The organism is Streptomyces sp. NPDC093085 (assembly GCF_040683935.1).
GTDB lineage: Bacteria > Actinomycetota > Actinomycetes > Streptomycetales > Streptomycetaceae > Streptomyces.
This window is the reverse complement of the sequence record NZ_JBFBFB010000002.1, coordinates 641,455-657,899: the sequence shown is the minus strand read 5'-3', so window position 1 is coordinate 657,899 and position 16,445 is coordinate 641,455. Positions and strand designations below refer to the sequence as shown.

16 protein-coding genes are annotated in these 16,445 nt (G+C 71.9%); 8 read left to right on the top strand and 8 right to left on the bottom strand.

Annotation, left to right across the window (positions count from 1 at the left end):
• Nucleotides 1-142 precede the first annotated feature (142 nt).
• Nucleotides 143-1,072, bottom strand: coding sequence for a sterol desaturase family protein (locus AB0O07_RS09590; RefSeq protein WP_365629599.1), 930 nt, complete (start codon nucleotides 1,070-1,072; stop codon nucleotides 143-145).
• Between the two features lie 381 nt (nucleotides 1,073-1,453).
• Between AB0O07_RS09590 and AB0O07_RS09585 the strand changes: the two genes are divergently transcribed.
• Both AB0O07_RS09585 and AB0O07_RS09580 read left to right on the top strand, forming a co-directional pair.
• Complete coding sequence (locus tag AB0O07_RS09585) at nucleotides 1,454-3,037, top strand: ricin-type beta-trefoil lectin domain protein (protein ID WP_365629596.1); 1,584 nt, start codon at nucleotides 1,454-1,456, stop codon at nucleotides 3,035-3,037.
• On the top strand, nucleotides 3,034-4,182 hold the full coding sequence (locus AB0O07_RS09580; protein WP_365629593.1) for a lactonase family protein: 1,149 nt from the start codon (nucleotides 3,034-3,036) through the stop codon (nucleotides 4,180-4,182). Before AB0O07_RS09585 ends, AB0O07_RS09580 begins: the two co-directional genes overlap by 4 nt.
• A gap of 76 nt (nucleotides 4,183-4,258) precedes the next feature.
• Here the strand turns inward: AB0O07_RS09580 and AB0O07_RS09575 are convergent, their stop codons facing one another.
• The 4 genes from AB0O07_RS09575 to AB0O07_RS09560 form a co-directional block, all read right to left on the bottom strand.
• A complete protein-coding gene (locus AB0O07_RS09575) occupies nucleotides 4,259-5,182 on the bottom strand; it encodes a hypothetical protein (RefSeq protein ID WP_365629590.1) in 924 nt (307 codons plus the stop codon).
• Nucleotides 5,183-5,277: 95 nt separating this feature from the next.
• Nucleotides 5,278-6,258, bottom strand: a complete 981-nt coding sequence (locus AB0O07_RS09570) for a BadF/BadG/BcrA/BcrD ATPase family protein (RefSeq protein WP_365629587.1) — start codon at nucleotides 6,256-6,258, stop codon at nucleotides 5,278-5,280.
• Nucleotides 6,259-6,304: 46 nt separating this feature from the next.
• On the bottom strand, nucleotides 6,305-6,982 hold the full coding sequence (locus AB0O07_RS09565) for a uracil-DNA glycosylase (protein ID WP_365629584.1): 678 nt from the start codon (nucleotides 6,980-6,982) through the stop codon (nucleotides 6,305-6,307).
• Between the two features lie 143 nt (nucleotides 6,983-7,125).
• The gene (locus AB0O07_RS09560) at nucleotides 7,126-8,205 is read right to left on the bottom strand and encodes an NADH:flavin oxidoreductase/NADH oxidase (protein WP_365629581.1); all 1,080 of its coding nucleotides are present in this window, start codon (nucleotides 8,203-8,205) and stop codon (nucleotides 7,126-7,128) included.
• A 146-nt stretch (nucleotides 8,206-8,351) separates the two neighbouring features.
• Here AB0O07_RS09560 and AB0O07_RS09555 point away from each other — a divergent pair, with 146 nt between their 5' ends.
• Nucleotides 8,352-8,705: a helix-turn-helix domain-containing protein gene (locus AB0O07_RS09555; protein WP_365629578.1), complete on the top strand. Its 354-nt coding sequence runs from the start codon at nucleotides 8,352-8,354 to the stop codon at nucleotides 8,703-8,705.
• 71 nt (nucleotides 8,706-8,776) lie between these two features.
• Complete coding sequence (locus AB0O07_RS09550) at nucleotides 8,777-9,574, top strand: DUF6214 family protein (protein ID WP_365629575.1); 798 nt, start codon at nucleotides 8,777-8,779, stop codon at nucleotides 9,572-9,574.
• A gap of 45 nt (nucleotides 9,575-9,619) precedes the next feature.
• Here AB0O07_RS09550 and AB0O07_RS09545 read toward each other — a convergent pair whose 3' ends face one another.
• The gene (locus AB0O07_RS09545; RefSeq protein WP_365630339.1) at nucleotides 9,620-10,282 is read right to left on the bottom strand and encodes a DUF305 domain-containing protein; all 663 of its coding nucleotides are present in this window, start codon (nucleotides 10,280-10,282) and stop codon (nucleotides 9,620-9,622) included.
• Between the two features lie 180 nt (nucleotides 10,283-10,462).
• Between AB0O07_RS09545 and AB0O07_RS09540 the strand changes: the two genes are divergently transcribed.
• Nucleotides 10,463-11,959, top strand: coding sequence for a hypothetical protein (locus AB0O07_RS09540; protein ID WP_365629572.1), 1,497 nt, complete (start codon nucleotides 10,463-10,465; stop codon nucleotides 11,957-11,959).
• A gap of 18 nt (nucleotides 11,960-11,977) precedes the next feature.
• On the opposite strand, the gene AB0O07_RS09535 is transcribed toward AB0O07_RS09540, so the two are convergent.
• Nucleotides 11,978-12,619 (bottom strand): helix-turn-helix domain-containing protein, encoded by a 642-nt coding sequence (locus tag AB0O07_RS09535; protein WP_365629569.1) that lies wholly within the window; start codon nucleotides 12,617-12,619, stop codon nucleotides 11,978-11,980.
• A gap of 573 nt (nucleotides 12,620-13,192) precedes the next feature.
• Between AB0O07_RS09535 and AB0O07_RS09530 the strand changes: the two genes are divergently transcribed.
• Nucleotides 13,193-14,152: a helix-turn-helix domain-containing protein gene (locus tag AB0O07_RS09530; protein WP_365629566.1), complete on the top strand. Its 960-nt coding sequence runs from the start codon at nucleotides 13,193-13,195 to the stop codon at nucleotides 14,150-14,152.
• Between the two features lie 172 nt (nucleotides 14,153-14,324).
• On the top strand, nucleotides 14,325-15,494 hold the full coding sequence (locus tag AB0O07_RS09525) for an MFS transporter (RefSeq protein WP_365630336.1): 1,170 nt from the start codon (nucleotides 14,325-14,327) through the stop codon (nucleotides 15,492-15,494).
• 85 nt (nucleotides 15,495-15,579) lie between these two features.
• Here AB0O07_RS09525 and AB0O07_RS09520 read toward each other — a convergent pair whose 3' ends face one another.
• On the bottom strand, nucleotides 15,580-15,915 hold the full coding sequence (locus AB0O07_RS09520) for a hypothetical protein (protein ID WP_365629563.1): 336 nt from the start codon (nucleotides 15,913-15,915) through the stop codon (nucleotides 15,580-15,582).
• Nucleotides 15,916-16,133: 218 nt separating this feature from the next.
• Between AB0O07_RS09520 and AB0O07_RS09515 the strand changes: the two genes are divergently transcribed.
• Nucleotides 16,134-16,418, top strand: coding sequence for a LuxR C-terminal-related transcriptional regulator (locus tag AB0O07_RS09515; protein ID WP_365629560.1), 285 nt, complete (start codon nucleotides 16,134-16,136; stop codon nucleotides 16,416-16,418).
• Nucleotides 16,419-16,445: the final 27 nt, after the last annotated feature.

The following is a 16,445-nucleotide window of genomic DNA, read 5'->3' as shown; positions in this document are numbered from 1 at the left end:
CCGGCGGGGACGGGCAGGGGAGGAGACACGCTGGTGCGGGGAACACGGGTGTGTACCGGGCCGGGTGCGGGCCGGGCCGGACCGTGCGGTGGTGCGGGCGTGTTGCTGGGAAGGGTGGGTGCGGACGGTACGGAGAGACGGGTCAGTCTGGGGAGCCGCCCGTGTCCGTCGGCCGGCGCACCGGGTGGACCGGGTGGACCAGGGTGGCGAGGAACGCGCCGGTCGCCGGGAAGGACCCTGGGTCGACCAGGCCGACCGCGACCGGCGCGCGCCCTGGTCGCCAGGTGAAGCTGCCGAACACCCGGTCCCAGACGGAGAGGTCGGAACCGAAGTGCCCGGCCTCGGTCAGCACCGTGCTGTGGTGCAGCCGGTGCTGCTCGGGCCCGACGAGCACATGGTTCAGCCGGCCCAGGCGGACATCGATGTTGGCGTGCACGAAGTACCCCTGGGCCACCACGAACAGGCCCACACCGAAGACGGCCCGCTCCGAGAAACCGACCAGCGCCAGGGGGAACTGGACGACCGCCTGGGAGATGAAGACATCGGCGATGTGATTGACCCCGTTGTTGGCGACGTTCACCTTCTCCGGGACGTGGTGCACGCCGTGCAGCCGCCACAGCCACCGGTTGGTGTGGCTCAGCCGGTGTACGCCGTACCCGGCCAGCGAGCCGAGCAGCAGCGCGAGGGGCATCTCCGCCCAGAGCGGCAGCCGGGGATCGTCCGTCGCCAGCGCGCCGGCGGCGACCACCACCGCCGACTGGCCCAGCGTGCCGCCCACCGTCGTGATCACGAAATACACCCCGTACCACCGCCACTCCCGGGCGCTGGGGTGCCAGCTCCGCTCGTACGGGATCAGCCGCTCCAGTACCGCGAGCCAGCAGATGATCGCGAGCGTGAAGGTGAACGTGACCCGGCCGGTGTCCCAGCCGTACCGCACGGTCGCGGCATAGACCACACCGACCGACAGCAGCAGCAGGGGGTGACAGCCACGCGAGAGCAGCGCCCTCACCACGGCGCGCGGAGGGGCCCAGGGCCAGGACCTGTCCGTGGTACGCACGGTCGAACCGAACATGTCACACCTTCCGCACGTCGTAGGGGAGTTGGGCAGGATCGGGCAGCACGTTCCCCTGGCACTTCGCCCGCCAAGGGTCATGTAACAGCATGAGGTGGATCAACTACGATCGGCAATATCGTCTGATCGGCGCGCGGGGGCTCATCGGTCCCACGCGCCTCCGGCACACGCCCCCGGCGTAACCCCGGCGCACCCCTCCTTCCTGCATGAATGGCCTTACAGCGAGCCATGGGCGCCCGAACGCGCCCCCCCGAGGCCCCCGCCCTGCGCGTCGCGCCGGCCCGCCGCCCCGGGTGCTGAAAAATCTCGGCGGTACGGCGGTACGGCGGTACGGCGTGACAGACGGGTACGGCGGGCGCGCGAAAGGCGGCGGAGCGGCACATGGGGAATTCCGACGTACGGGGAAAACCAGGCGTCCGGGGAAGACCACGCGTCCGGGGAAATCCACGGCGCCCCCTGTGGGCGGTCTCCCTCCTCGCCCTCTGCGCGGCCCTCGGCACCCTCGCCGCCCCGCCCCCGGACCCCAGGGGAGAGAACTGCGAGCGGCTCCTGGTCGGCGTCGCCCACCAGGACGACGACCTCCTCTTCGTCAACCCCGAGATCCAGCGGACCGTGCGCGCGGGATGCCCCGTCCGCACCGTCTATCTCACCGCGGGGGACGCCGGGCACCCCTTCGCGAAGAGCTACTACGTGAAGAGCCGCGAGGACGGAATCCGGGCCGCCTACGCGAAAATGGCGGGCACGAAGGACACCTGGTCCCGGGACGACACCGTGCGTGCGGGCCGGCGGCTCCTCTCGTACGCCCTCACCGAGAGGCCGGACATCCGGCTCACCTTCCTCCGGCTGCCGGACGGGCTCCCCCGGGGCGGCGGCACCACCACCTACCACCACCAGAGCCTGCTCAGGCTCTTCCGCGGCGACATCACCACCCTGCGTCCGGTGGACGGCACAAGGCCCTACACGGAAAGCGCATTGCTGGCCACCCTGACCCGGCTGATCGAAGGGGAGAGAACCGTCGGGAAGAGAACCGTCAGGAAGGAAACCGGCCGGGAGAGAGCCGTGCACGTCCGCACGCTCGACTACGACAACTCCTCCTTCGGACAGCGCGGTTCACGCACCGCCGGTCACAGCGACCACAGCGATCACGCGGTGGCGGCACGCTATTTCCGCAAGGCCGCCCATGCCGCGACCGACCCGCCGCCCGTGACGCCGTACCTCGGATACACCCTGTCCCTCCTGCCCGCCAATCTGACCCCGGAGCAGACAGCCGAGAAAGGAGCGGTATTCGCGGCCTATTACCGGCACACCGGATGCGTACCGAGGGAATGCCCCGCCGTTCTCCCGTACGGCGGCGGCTACCGGAACTGGGTCCACAAGGAATACCGGAGAACGTCCCGCGCCCCCCGCCCCGGCGAGATCATGTCGGCCATCGCCACCACCCGCGCCGCCCGCACCGTCGAACTCTGCCTCACGGCGCGCGGGAACACCGCCGCCACCGCCCCCTGCGCCGGCACCCGGGCCCAGTCGTGGACGTACACCGGCGGTACGCTCCGCCCGGCGGCGGGCGGGCGGTGCCTCACCGCCCCGTACGGCGGCACCGCCGCCCCCGCCCTGGCCCCCTGCGACGGCTCGCCCGCCCAGCGCTGGACCCACGACCCGCGCGGCCGGTTCGCCGCCGCCGGCGCCTGCCTCGCCCAGGACGACCTGCTCACCCGCCACCCCCGGCTCCACCTGGCCCGCTGCACCCCGTACCGCCCGGAGGTGCGCTGGACCCGCACCGGCCCGAACCACCCGGAAGCGCGCACCGGGCCCGCGCCCCGCCCCGTCCCTCCTGCTACGGTCGGCCGGGCGCCGGCGCGGAACACGCCGTCAGGTGACATGACGGCACGTGACAGGGCGGTACGTGACATGGCGGCACGTGACATGGCGGTACGGGGACGGGAAGCGGGAGGGCGCACAGGGTGAGCGGCGAGGTCGGGGGCGGCGGCGGACGGGTCTTCATCGGGTCGTTCACTTCGGCGGGCGGTCTCGGCATCATCGCCGCCGACGTGGACGCCACCACCGGGGCGCTCACGGCGCGCGGGGCGACGGACACCGTGGCGGACCCCTCGTATCTCGCGCTCTCGCCCGACCGCACCGTGGTGTACGCCGTCTCCGAGACCGACGAGGGCGCCGTGGCGGCCTTCCGCGCGCCCCTGCCCGCGCCGGGCGGCACCGGCGCGGAGAGCGGCGCGCGGTCCGGCGCACTCCAGCCGCTCGGAGACCCCGTCCCGGTCCACGGCGCGGGCCCCACCCATCTCACCGTCGCCGGACGGCACCTGCTCACCGCCAACTACGGGTCCGGCACCGTCTCCGTCCTGCCCCTCGGCCCCGACGGGCGCCCCGGCCCGGTCACCGGGGTGCTCCGGAACACGGGGGCGGGCCCGGACCCCGACCGCCAGAGCGGCCCGCACGCCCACCAGGTGGTCGCCGCCCCCGGCGGACGCCACCTCCTCGTCGTCGACCTGGGCACCGACTCCGTACGGGTCTGCGCGCTCGACCCCCGGGCCGGCGCACTGGTCCCGTACCGCGAGACCGCGCTGCGCCCTGGCACCGGCCCCCGCCACCTGGTCTGCCACCCGGCGGGCCGTCATGTCTATGTCCTGGGCGAGCTGGCGCCGGTCCTCACCGTCTGCCGCTGGGATCCGGTCCACGGCGTACTGGAACCGGTCGGCGAGGTACCCGTACACCCCGTACACCCCGGCGACTCGGCGCACCCCGGCGACTCCGTGCACCCCGGCGGCGCGGACCCGGCGCCCGGCAGGAGCTACCCCTCCGAGGTGGTGGTGGCGCCGGACGGACGGTTCCTCTGGGTCGCAAGCCGGGGCGGCGACACCCTCACCGTCCTCGCCCTCGACCCCACGTACGAGCACCCGGAACCCGTCACCACCGTGGCGTGCGGCGGGCGGTGGCCGCGCGATCTGGTCCTCGGCCCGACAGGACGGAGGCTGTACGTGGCGAACGAGCGCTCCGGCGATGTCACCTGGTTCGACCTCGACCCGGCCACCGGGATCCCGGCCCCGGCCGGTGCGCTGCCGGCCCCCGCAGCCTCCCGCGTGCTCTTCGGCTGACCCGCACCCGCCCGCGCGTCGGCAGGACCGCACCCGCATCCGCCGGCGCCACCCCCGGCGCGCCCCCGCGACGCGGTCAGTGCGCGGACGTGCCCTGCGGCTGCGGGGTGATCCCCAGCGTGGTGGCGTACTTCGAGAGCACCAGCTTGCCGATGGCCGGGTACGCGCCCAGCGGCTCCGCCGTCGCGCAGTCGGCCTCCTTGACGGCCGCGTCGAGCAGCCCGGCGGGCAGTTCGGGACCGACCAGGTACGGCGCGAGCGCGAGCTGCGTCGAGCCCGCGTCACGGAGCTGCGCGGCGATCGCGGCGACCGAGCCCTCGGTGTCGAGCGCGGCGGCCATCACCGGCACCGCGAGCCGCGCGGCCAGCAGCATCCCGGTGATCCCGGCGGTCTGCACCGCCTCCTCGCCGCCCACCGTGGCCAGGATGATCCCGTCGGCCGCCGTGGCGACCGTGAAGAGCCTGGCGCGGTCGGCGCGGGCCAGACCGGCCTCCGAGAGCCGTACGTGCAGCCCCTCGGCGAGCAGCGGGTGCGGACCGAGGACATCGGTCAGCTCGGCGACCGTGCCGCTCTCCGTCACCGCCTCGCGCGCCCGCCCGAGCAGCGCGCTCTCCGGGCCCGCCAGCAGCGGTACGACCACGGCGGTCGGCCCCTCGGGCTCGGCGACCTCGCGCCCGGCGGCCTTGGCCAGCTCGTACCGCTCCGCGCGCAGCGCCGCGTTCCCGGCCAGCACGGCCTGGAGCGTCGGGTACTCGCCCGTCTCGTCCCCGTCCAGGTAACCGATGTAGGCGTCGAGACCGGGCAGCTCGGAACGGGCGATGCTGACGACCTCTTCGGCCAGCCCGCGGACCTCGCCCGAGACCGTGCCGGGCACGGCGAGAACCAGCGCGGGCGCGCCTTCGGGGGCCGCGACCGGTTCGGGACGGCGGTGACGCCCCGACTGGCGGGGTCGCGGCATTCGTACAGGCAGGCCGGATGCGGGCCCAGTGGGGGTGCTCATGGCGTCGAATGCTACTGGTTTTGTGGGCGCGACTGTTCGGGGAGGGGGCGGCTGCGCGCCATCTGCCCCCATATATCCGTTAGGTAATTTTCAGCTCATCTGTCCTGGTCTGCCGAGACGTTCAGCAGCTTCGGATCGCGCGGCAGCCGGAGCGAGCCGGTGGCGAGCGCCGCCGCGACGATCAGCGCCCCACCCAGCGGATCCGTCGCCGCGGGTACGGTCGTGGCGTGCGGGACACGCTCCCCGAGCGCGGCGAGCACCGGGCCGACGAGTGGTTCGCCGAGCTTGAACAGACCGCCGGTGAGGGCGACTTCACATTCACCCGATGGGGGGCAGACCGCGCAGGCGGCGTCCGCGATGTGCTCAGCCGCCCGTACGAGCACCGCCCGCGCGACCGGGTCCCCGGCCGCGAGCCTGCCCACCTCGGGGGCGAACGAGGCGAGTACGGCGGGCCGGTCGGGGCGCGGGTAGAGCGCCTCGGGAAAACCCTCCGCCGGGCCGAAAATCGTCTCGGCGGCGGCGAGCAGCGCGGCCGAACCGCCCCGTCGTCCGTCGTACGCGCGCAGGGCGGCCTCCAGCCCGGCGCGGCCGATCCAGGCGCCGCCACCGCAGTCCCCGAGGAGATGCCCCCAGCCGTCCGCGCGCCGCCACCCCTCCGGCGTCGCGCCCACGGCGATCATCCCGGTCCCCGCGGCGATCACGGCGCCGGGCCGCTGGCCGAGTGCGCCCGCGTACGCCGTGACGGCGTCGGCGGCGAGCGCGAGGCGCCGTACCCCCAGTGCCTCCGCGAGCGCCCCGGGCAGGGTGGCGCGCAGCCCGTCCCCGAGGGACCCCATCCCGGCGGCGCCGACCGCGAGGGCGACCGGCGCACCGGCGCCCGCCTCGGCGAGCAACCCCCGTACGGCGGGCACGAGTCGGGCGAGGAAGCGCTCCGGGTCGATCCCGCCGGGGCCGGTGGGCACCGGCTCGGCGTCGGCCGCGGCGGCGATACGGGTGACCGTGCCGTCCGGGGCGGCGGTGCCGAGCGCGTACCGCACCCCCGAGCCGCCGGAGTCGACCCCGACGACCCAGCTCACGCGCGCCCCGCGCGCGCGAGCGGGACCACCCTGGATGCCCCGCGCGTCACGGCAGTTGCCAGTCGACCGGCTGCGCCCCCTGGCGTACCAGCAGGTCATTGGCGCGGCTGAACGGCCGCGAGCCGAAGAAGCCCCGGTCCGCCGACATGGGGGAGGGGTGCGCCGACTCGATCGCCGGACAGTCGCCGAGCAGCGGACGGAGGTTACGGGCGTCCCGCCCCCACAGGATCGACACCAGGGGCTTCCCCCGGGCGACCAGGGCGCGGATGGCCTGCTCCGTCACCTCCTCCCACCCCTTGCCACGGTGCGCGGCGGGTTTGCGGGGCGCGGTGGTGAGCGCCCTGTTGAGCAGCAGCACCCCCTGCCGGGTCCACGGGGTCAGGTCCCCGCTGGACGGGCGCGGGTGGCCCAGATCCGTATGCATCTCGCGGAAGATGTTGTCCAGGCTCCCCGGTACGGGGCGCACCTCGGGCGCCACCGAGAAGCTCAGCCCCACCGCGTGCCCCGGCGTCGGGTACGGGTCCTGACCGACGATCAGGACCCGTACCTCGTCGAAGGGTTGCTGGAAGGCGCGGAGGACGTGGGGCCCGGCGGGCAGATAGGTGCGCCCGGCGCCGATCTCGGCCCGCAGGAAGTCGCCCATCCGCGCGATCTGTCCGGCGGCGGGGGCCAGGGCGTCCGCCCAGCCGGGCTCGACGATCTCGTTCAACGGTCTTGGTGCCACGGGGCGTCACTCTACTGGTGCACAGGGTGTGGCACCGCACGTACCCGGGAAGTGCCGGGAGCGCCCGCCGGGGGCGCGCCGTCCGACGGGCCATGGACGGCTCCCCGGCGACTTCCCGGCGGCTCCCGGGGCGGCTCCGTTCCTCAGAAGGCGCGGTGGTACGGCGCCGGTGTGGCCACCGAACCGCCCAGTTCGACGGCGGCGCGGCGGGCCCAGACCGGGTCGCGCAGCAGCTCCCGGCCGAGCAGCACGGCATCGGCCTCCCCGTTGGAGAGGATCTTCTCCGCCTGCTCGGCCCCGGTGATCAGACCGACCGCCGCCACCGGAAGCCGGGTCTCCGCCTTGACCCGGGCCGCGAACGGCACCTGGTAGCCGGGGGCGGCCGGGATGCGCACCCCGGAGGCGTTGCCGCCGCTGGACACGTCGAGCAGATCCACGCCGTGCGCCAGCAGCTCGTCCGCGAAGCGCACCGTGTCGTCCGGGGTCCAGCCGCCCTCGTCCAGCCACTCGGTGGCGGAGATCCGGAAGAAGACCGGCAGCTCGTCGGGCCATTCGGCGCGTACGGCGTCCACGACCCGCAGGGCGAGCCGTGTGCGGTTCTCGAAGGAGCCGCCGTAGGCGTCCGTCCGCCGGTTGCTGTGCGGTGAGAGGAACTCGCCGATCAGATAACCGTGCGCCCCGTGCACCTCCACCACCTGGAACCCGGCCTCCCGGGCGCGCCGGGCCGCCGCGGCGAACTGGCCGACGATCTCGTCGATCCGCTCCACGGTCAGCTCGGTGGGGACCGGGTGGCGGTCGTCGAAGGCCACCGGGCTCGGCCCGAGCGGCTGCCAGCCGCCCTCGTCGGCGCCGAGCGGGGCGCCGCCCTGCCACGGCCGGCCGGTGCTCGCCTTGCGGCCCGCATGGCCGATCTGGAGGGCGCTGATGGTGCCCTGCTCGGCGAGGAAGCGGGTGATCCGGCGGAACCCCTCCACCTGGGCGTCGTTCCAGATCCCCAGGTCGGCGGGGGTGATCCGGCCCTCCGGGCTCACGGCGGTGGCCTCGGCGACGATCAGCCCGGTCCCGCCGGCGGCGCGCGCAGCGAGATGGGCGAGGTGCCAGTCGCCGGGCACCCCCGTCTCCGGCCCCGAGACCGGCGCGCTGTACTGGCACATGGGCGCCATCCAGACCCGGTTCGGGATGGTCAGGGATCTGAGTGTGTAGGGCTCGAACAGCGCGCTCACGGAAGGCTCCCATCAGCAGGACGTCACGGAGGGCCGGTACGGGGGAGACCGGCCCTGGCTAGTACGGTACTCTTCGTAGTACGGGAAATGTCAAACTAAGAGGGTCTCGTATTCTGGACGCACGTTCTGAATCACCTGGAGCCGCCGTGACCGCCGAGACCGGCACCCGCGAACTCGCCCACCCGCCGTGCGAGGAGATCCGTCTGGAGAGGGTGCTCCACGCGCTCGCCGACCCGCTGCGGATGGGGATCGTCCGCGACCTGGCCGCCGGTGACGAACTCTCCTGCTCGGACTTCTGCCTGCCCGTCGCGAAGTCGACCGTCACCCACCACTTCCGGGTGCTCCGCGAGAACGGGGTGATCCGCCAGGTCTACCGGGGCACCGCCAAGATGAACGTGCTGCGCCGGCGGGACCTGGACACGCTCTTCCCCGGCCTGCTCGACCGGATCCTCGGTGCGGCGGCGGCGCAGGAGGCCCGGCTCGGCGCCCTGGTCCGCTGAACGGGGTGCCGTACGGGCCCGCGCGTGCGCGTCCCGACCATAGGGGCGGATTGCCTGATTAAGTTGTGAACGTGTCGGAACACAGAGTGATGCCCGCCCAGGAGCCCCCGCACCACGACGGCAGCGCGTGGCCCGCATGGGAAGTACAGGGCCACGGCTCGGTGACCGCCACGGGGGATTCCGGGGGCGGCCCCGACACCACCGGCACCACCGACCGCCCCGCGCGCCACCAGCTCCGGTCGCCCTGGGTCGATGTCCGGCTGACGTTCGAGGACGGCGCCCGGCTCGATGTGCTCGCCGTGGTACGGGACGGACGCGTCGCCATCGAGGACGCCCAGGCCGATCCGCCCCTCCCGGTCACGGGTCTCGCGGCGCTGGCCGAGGCGATCGAGGCGCCCCTGCGCAGTGCCTGCCAGGTCGTCGCCGGGGAACACCGGCCGCCCGTACCGCAGCCGGCCACCGAGCCCGAGCCCGAGGCCGACCGCGAGGCCGCCCCCGAGGCCGACCGCGAGGCCGACCGCGAGGCCGACCCTGAGCCCCGGCCCGCGGCGGCTCCCGGGCCCGGAACCCCGTCGGCCGCCGGTGCGCCGCCGGACGACGCCGGCGCCGGTGACAGCGCCACCGCCGCCGCCACCCCCGGCCCGGCGCCGTCCGTATCGGGGCGCCACCGGGCCCGTACCGCCGCACCGCCGCGTGGTGGCGCGGCCCGGCGGGGGATCGCCGCGATCTACCGGGCCGCCCAGGGCGCGGGCCAGGACCCGGTGCTCGCCGTCATGTCCGTCACCGGATTCAGCCGGCGCAAGGCGCTCCGGTTGATCGCGGGGGCGCGCGACGACGGGCATCTCAGCCCCCGTCACCACCGCCGCTGACCGTACGGGGCGTCATGCGGCCCCGGGGCGGGCCCGGTTCGGGGGTCACAGCGCGCGCATCCGGTTGATCTCGACGCTCTGCTGGGCGATGACGTCGTTGGCCATCTCGCCGATCACGATGTTGTTGCCCTCGGCGACCGCCTCGGTGGCCATGGTGACCGCGCCCTGATGGTGCGTGATCATCAGCTTGAGGAACAGGTCGTCGAACGCCTCGCCCTTCGCCGCGGCCAACTCCTTGAGCTGGGCGTCGGTCGCCATGCCGGGCATCGCCGCATGGTCATGGCCGTGCGCGTTCTCCGCCCCGCCATGGTTCTTCAGCCACGCCTCCATGGCCTCGATCTCCGGTCCCTGCGCGGCGGAGATCCGTGCCGCGAGCCGCTTCACCTGGGTCGAGGAGGCGCGTTCCGCGACCAGCGCGGTCATCTCCAGGGCCTGGCCGTGGTGGACGATCATCATCTGGGCGTAGCTGAAGTCGGCCGCGTTGGGGGTGGAGTCGGGGGTGGCCCGCTTGACCTCGTCGGGGGAGAGCGTCCGGGCCGGTTCCCCCGGTTTCCCGGGCGCCAGCACGCTGGGGCCGGGCTCCGCTTCGGCCTTCGGGGCCTGGTCGTCCGTCGTGTCACAGGCGCCCAGGGCGAGTACGGCGACGACCGCGACGACCGCGACGGCCACGGCGGAGCGGCGGGAACGCGGATTCCGACGGCGGATCAACACGACGACCTCCTACGACACACGGGCAGGACTGAACACGTTCCTAACACGCTTCCGCGTGCAGGTGATCAAAAACTTTCATTACGTCTCTGTTGCCGTCTGTTGATATGTACATGGGAAGGACGATACTGCCGAAGTCCGAGTCCCCTTCAACTCGGGACGGATACAAGGGAGGACGCAGTGACCTCGTTGCACACCACCCGCGTGCGGCGGAGACGGCTGGGCGTGGCGGCAGCCGCGGCCGGGCTCTTCGCGACGCTGCTGACCGCAGGGCCGGCGCTCGCCACCCCGGGACCCGGGGACGCCCCGGCGACGGAGAAGATCTCCGGCAGTCAGGCGGCGGAGGTGAAGGCGGCCATCGCGCAGGGGGAGATCCCCGGCGTGGACGAGATCGTCCACAGCCCCACCATCAGCCATCTGGCCAATGTGCCGAAGGATCAGCTCACCGGCACCAACTCGGATATCGCCTTCCAGGGCAAGTACGCCTTCGCGGGGAACTACGACGGCTTCCGGATCTTCGACATCAGCAATCCGAAGTCCCCGAAGACCGTCGCACAGGTTCTCTGCCCCGGATCGCAGAACGACATATCGGTCTCCGGGAACCTGCTCTTCCTCTCCACCGACTCCTCCCGCAGCGACAACTCCTGCAACAGCGTCCCGCAGTCGGCGACGATCAAGGAGTCCTGGGAGGGCATGAAGGTCTTCGACATCAGCGACAAGCGCAACCCCAAGTACGTCGCGGCGGTGGAGACCGCGTGCGGGTCGCACACGCACACGCTGGTGCCGAAGGCGAAGGACGTCTACATCTACGTCTCGTCGTACGGGCCCAGCCCGACCTTCCCCGACTGCCAGCCGCCGCACGACGGCATCTCCATCGTCAAGGTGCCGCGCAAGGCCCCGGAGAAGGCCGAACTCCTCAAGTTCCAGGTGCTCTTCCCCGACGGCGGCAACCCGGGCGGCCCCACCAACCCGGGTGTCTCGGCGACCAGCGGCTGCCACGACATCACCGTGCTGCCCTCGAAGGACCTGGCGGCCGGCGCCTGCATGGGCGACGGCATCCTGATGGACATCAAGAACCCGGAGCGGCCCCGCGTCATCGACCAGGTCCAGGACAACGTCAACTTCGCGTTCTGGCACTCCGCCACCTTCAACCAGAAGGCGGACAAGGTCGTCTTCACCGACGAGCTGGGCGGCGGCGGCGCGGCCACCTGCAACGAGAAGATCGGACCCGACCGGGGCGCCGACGGCATCTACGACATCGTCGGCAAGGGCGACCAGCGCAAGCTGGTCTTCCGCAGCTACTACAAGATCCCCCGTCACCAGGCGGACACCGAGAACTGCGTCGCCCACAACGGCTCGCTGATCCCGGTCAAGGGCCGCGACATCATGGTCCAGGCCTGGTACCAGGGCGGTGTCTCCGTCTGGGACTTCACCGACTCCGCCAAGCCGAAGGAGATCGCGTACTTCGAGCGCGGCCCGCTCTCGGCCGACACGCTGATCGGCGGCGGCTCCTGGTCCGCCTACTACTACAACGGCCACATCTACTCGAACGACCTGGTCAAGGGGCTCGACGTGCTCAGGCTCGACGACCGGCTCACCGACCCGGCGAAGAAGGTACGGATGGACGAACTGAACGTCCAGACGCAGCCCGACTACTTCGCGGACTTCCGTCACTGAGCCGTACGGGCCACGGAGTCACGGAGCCGGCGGGGCGCTCCCCACGGGGGTTCCGCCGGGCGGTCGCGCGCCCGGCGGAACCCCCAGCTCCCACGCCAGCCCGTACCGCTCGAACAACTCGGCCCTCAGCCGGGGCAGCGGCATCGGCGCCCCCGGGATCAGCGCCGCGAAGACCGCGCCCATCAGCAGGGCGCGCAGCATCCGGTAGTCCGCATCGGGGTCGGCGGAACCGTACCGCCGTACCGTCTCGCGGAGCAGCGCCGCCAGCCGCCGCTGCTCGGGGCATTGGACGAACCCCTCGGCCTGAAGGATCCCGGCCATGTGCGTCCGCATCAGGACGGGGCTCTCCACGCTCAGCCCGAGGATCGCGTCGATGGCCCGCGCCAGCAGCTCGGCCCCGTCCTCGGTGGCGGGCTCGCGCTCCAGCGCGGCGGCGAGCGTGCGGTGCATCAGCCGGTGCACGGCCGACTGGAGGAGCTGCCGCTTCCCCGGGAAGTAGTACGACACGAGCCCGCGCGCGGAACCGGCCCGGTCGGCGATGTCCGAGAGCTTCGTGGCCTCGTAACCGCGCTCGGCGACCAGCTCCACCGTGGCCTGCAGCAACCGCTCCCGGGAGCGCCGGCGCAGCTCTTCGTTGGCGGACTGGCTCCGGGGGGACATGCTCGACTCCTGCGTTGACTGGCTCCCAGCCAGTATAATCGCGACGTCCCCCCGAACGGCCCCGCGAGGGCCCGCCGAAGGGGGGACGGCCACCGGCCTTGGGCGACGCGGGGGATCGTCCAAGGCCGGTGGTTCTTTTTATGTATTCCCCGGTTACGCAAGCCTGCAATAAACAGCTATAGGGTCGGCGATGTGTGACCGGGCGTGCCCTGTCCTTCATTCGGGCATCGGGCAGCCCGTTTGGAATATGCCTGCTGCCGGTCAAGGGGTATGGAAATTCCAAGGAAAAGAAGCCGATGTACGACATAAAGAGACCGTAACTGGCCGGTAATCTCCCACGGGTTCAAGCGGCCGTGTTAAGGTCTCCGAGTCGGAGTGGCTCGTCGTGCTCCGATGAGCCTCATAGACATGGACGGAGAGTGCCGTGCCGAACCCCCACACTACTCCGACGAGAGAATTTTCTCCGGCGTTAATGCTGGCTTTGGTTGATCCTCCCGGTGTCGGATCGATTTGTCCTTCCTGGCCGAAAACTGGCTGATGCGAACCGAACTATTCCGGAAGATGAATCGAGAAATGACCGAAATGGCAGGCAGGTCGTTATCTCCGGACGAGGTGCTCCGCTCGGTACCGGAGGAGGACAGGGTCGCCGACTTCAGGGCGAAAGTGCGGGCCGCGGGGCAGGAATGGACCGGCAACGAACCGGACGAGCTGGTCGAGCTGCTGACCAAGGCGGCGGCGGGAGATCCGAGGCTCGCCGCCATCGCACGCGCCGGAGGCCCGCTGCTCCAGGACTTCCTCGACGGATACCAGCGGAAAACCGCGGATGTCCCGCGCGATCTGGCGGGTGACCTCGCCGACGGTCATCCGCTGCCTGCGGAGGTGTTCGAAGGACTCACGCCGCGCTATCTGATCGCGGTGGTGAGGCTCGCGGAGCCCGGCGACGAGGTGGCGGCGCTGCGCGCGGTGGCGGGGGAGAACACGCTGCTGACGCACCGGGACGGCAATGTCGTGCTCTTCATCCCGGCGGCCGGTGCGGACAGCGGCGAACACCCGGTGACAAGGCTGACCCGGTGGCTCGGCGGCAGGGGCTGGCTCGCGACCGCCGAACGGGAAAGGGCCCGCCTCTTCGACGGGTTCAACGAGGCCTCGTACGTTCTGAGACTGGTGGTGGCGGGGCTGCGCCCGAGCGGCGCCTACACGATCTCGGACGTCCTGGTCGAGTACGCGGTCACCCGCCACGAGAAGGTGCGGACCGACCTGGCCGCGGTGATCAGGCCGCTGCGGGCGCACAAGGTCCTGTGGGAGACGCTGACCGCCTTCATCGACGCCGACTACAGCAGGAACAAGGCGGCCCGCGGCCTGTTCATCCACCGCAGCACGCTCGACTACCGCCTGCGGCGGATAGAGGACATCACCGGCTACGACCCGACCAGCGGCAGGGGCGCGCAGATGCTGACGGCGGCGATGATCGCGGAGGCCGTGCACGGCTCCCCGGTCCATGAGGCCGGGGCCACCGGTGGCCTGGTCCCGTGAATTCTCGGACGGTCCTCCGCGAAATGCGGAAAATCCGGGCCGGCCCGCGATGAACCCCGCGTGAGTACCTAGCATTCGTCTCCCGAGCGGAGAAACGCTAGAGCTGAATGGACTGGTTCGCTTGAGTGGCTCCAACAGATGGGTTGTGCTCACCGGCTCATTCGTGGCCTACATGTTCGACGCGCTGGAAATCCTGCTGCTGTCCTTCACCCTGCCCGTGATCCGCGCCGATCTCGGACTCACGGCGACCCAGGGCGGCCTGCTCGCCACGGCGACACTGCTCGGGATCGGCGTGAGCAGCGTGACGGTCGGCTGGCTCGCCGACAACTACGGCCGTAAGCGGGCGCTGATGCTCTCGCTCGCGGTGTTCGGCGTGTTCACCTCGGCGATCCCGCTGGTGCAGGGTTTCACGCTCTTCCTGGTGCTCCGTTTCGTGGCGGGGCTGGGCCTCGGCGGGGTCTGGGGAGTGGTGTCGGCCTATGTGGTCGAGACCTGGCCGGCCGCGCAACGGGGGCGGGCCGTCGCCTTCGTGCTCAGCTCGTTCCCGGTCGGCGGGGTGATCGCCGCATGGCTGGCGGGCGCTCTGCTGCCGGACTGGCGCCTGCTGTTCCTCATCGGCGGGGCGGGCGTGGTGGTCCCGCTGGTCATCGTCGGCGTCTTCTTCCGGGAGTCGGCCGAGTGGGCCGAGCAGAAGCCCACACCGGTGAAGGTGACCGAGATCTTCGCCCCGGAACTGCGCCGGAGGACCCTGCTCGCCGCGACCGTGGCGACATTCGCGATGTTCGGGGCGTGGGGCGCGTCCACCTGGCTGCCGACCTACTTGCAGGCGGACAAGGGCGTCCCGGCCACGACGGTCGCGATGTTCATGATGGTGCTCAACCTCGGGATGTTCGTCGGCTACAACGTCTTCGGGCTGATCGCCGACCGGATCGGCGGCAAGCACGCACTGGTGCTCTCACTGGCCGGGGTGGCGCTCACCCTGCCGCTCTACGTGGTCGCCGCCGACCGCACGACCCTGCTGTGGCTGGGGCCGATGTTCGCCTTCTTCGCCGCCTACGCGGGCGTCTTCGGGGTGTACATGGGGGAGTTGTTCCCGACCAGGGTCCGGACGACCGGCGCCGGATTCAGCTACAACATCGGGCGCGGCGTCTCCGCCTTCGCCCCGCTCACCCTGGGCGTGCTGGCCGGCAGCGCCGGGTTCGGGGCCGGCCTGCTGGTCTGCGCGGGGTTCATGGCCTGCGCGGCGATCGCCATGACCTTCCTGCCCGACCTGCGCGGCGGCCGCCCCGGCCTTCCCGCGCGGCGCGCCCTGGACCCGGACGCGAGTCTCAGCGGCGCGTAGCCGGCCGCCGGGGAAGACGCGGGAACAGTACGGGAACGGACGGGCCGCCACGAGAAGGGGCGGCCCGTCCGTTCCCGCTTCCGTCTCACTCCAGGTCTCGTGCCCGGTCCCGCTCCCTGACTCGCTTCCGGTCCACCGGAGGGTCCACCGGACCGTTGGCACCGGTGCGCCACAGGTAGCTGCGCACCGAGAGCGACGCGGCGCGCATGGCCGCGCGGATGTCGTCGAGCTCGGCGTCGGCGGGCCTGCCGCGCGCCGGGGGAAGCGTCGGCAGCATCAGCGTCGCCGCCTCCAGCAGACAGAGCGTCGCGTCGAGCTGGGCGCTGGCCGGCAGTCTGCTCAGGTCCTCGTACAGAGTCCGGATCAGGGCGTCCGGTTCTGCCGGGGCCGCGGTGCTGATATCACGGGCGAAGTTCGTCACGGCCGTTCCTCGAAGCTGTTCCACTGCGGACACGGACAAGCCCGGAATTCCGAAAAATCTGGAGGGAATTCCGAGGCGGACGGAAGTTCATGGGGTGCGACGGTGTGCCGGTGACAAAAAGTGAGAGCGCCGCCTAGGCTCGTGCCCGAGCACTTCTCGCTCTGTATTTATCCGGTTACGGTCCCGGCCTGGTCGGCTGTACGGAATGGATGGGTGTCATGGGCAATGATCAGAACGACTGCGAGGCGTCCCCGCCGGCCGGAAGCTGCGTTCTCAGCTCGGTCCAGGCCAGGATCCTGGAGGGGGTCGCGGCCGGCTCGTCCAGCGGGCGGCTTTCGAGAGAGCTGCACCTCAGCTCGAAGACCATCGACTATCACGTCCGTGTCATGTCCGGCAAACTGGAGGCGCCGAATCGCGTCTCGCTGGTTTCCAGGGCGTTCGTCCTCCGCATTCTGCGGACCGATGCGTGGCCCCCGCGCATAGCGGTTGAAACCGTGGATTGACGCCCGGCGCTTCGGGAGAGAGCGTCA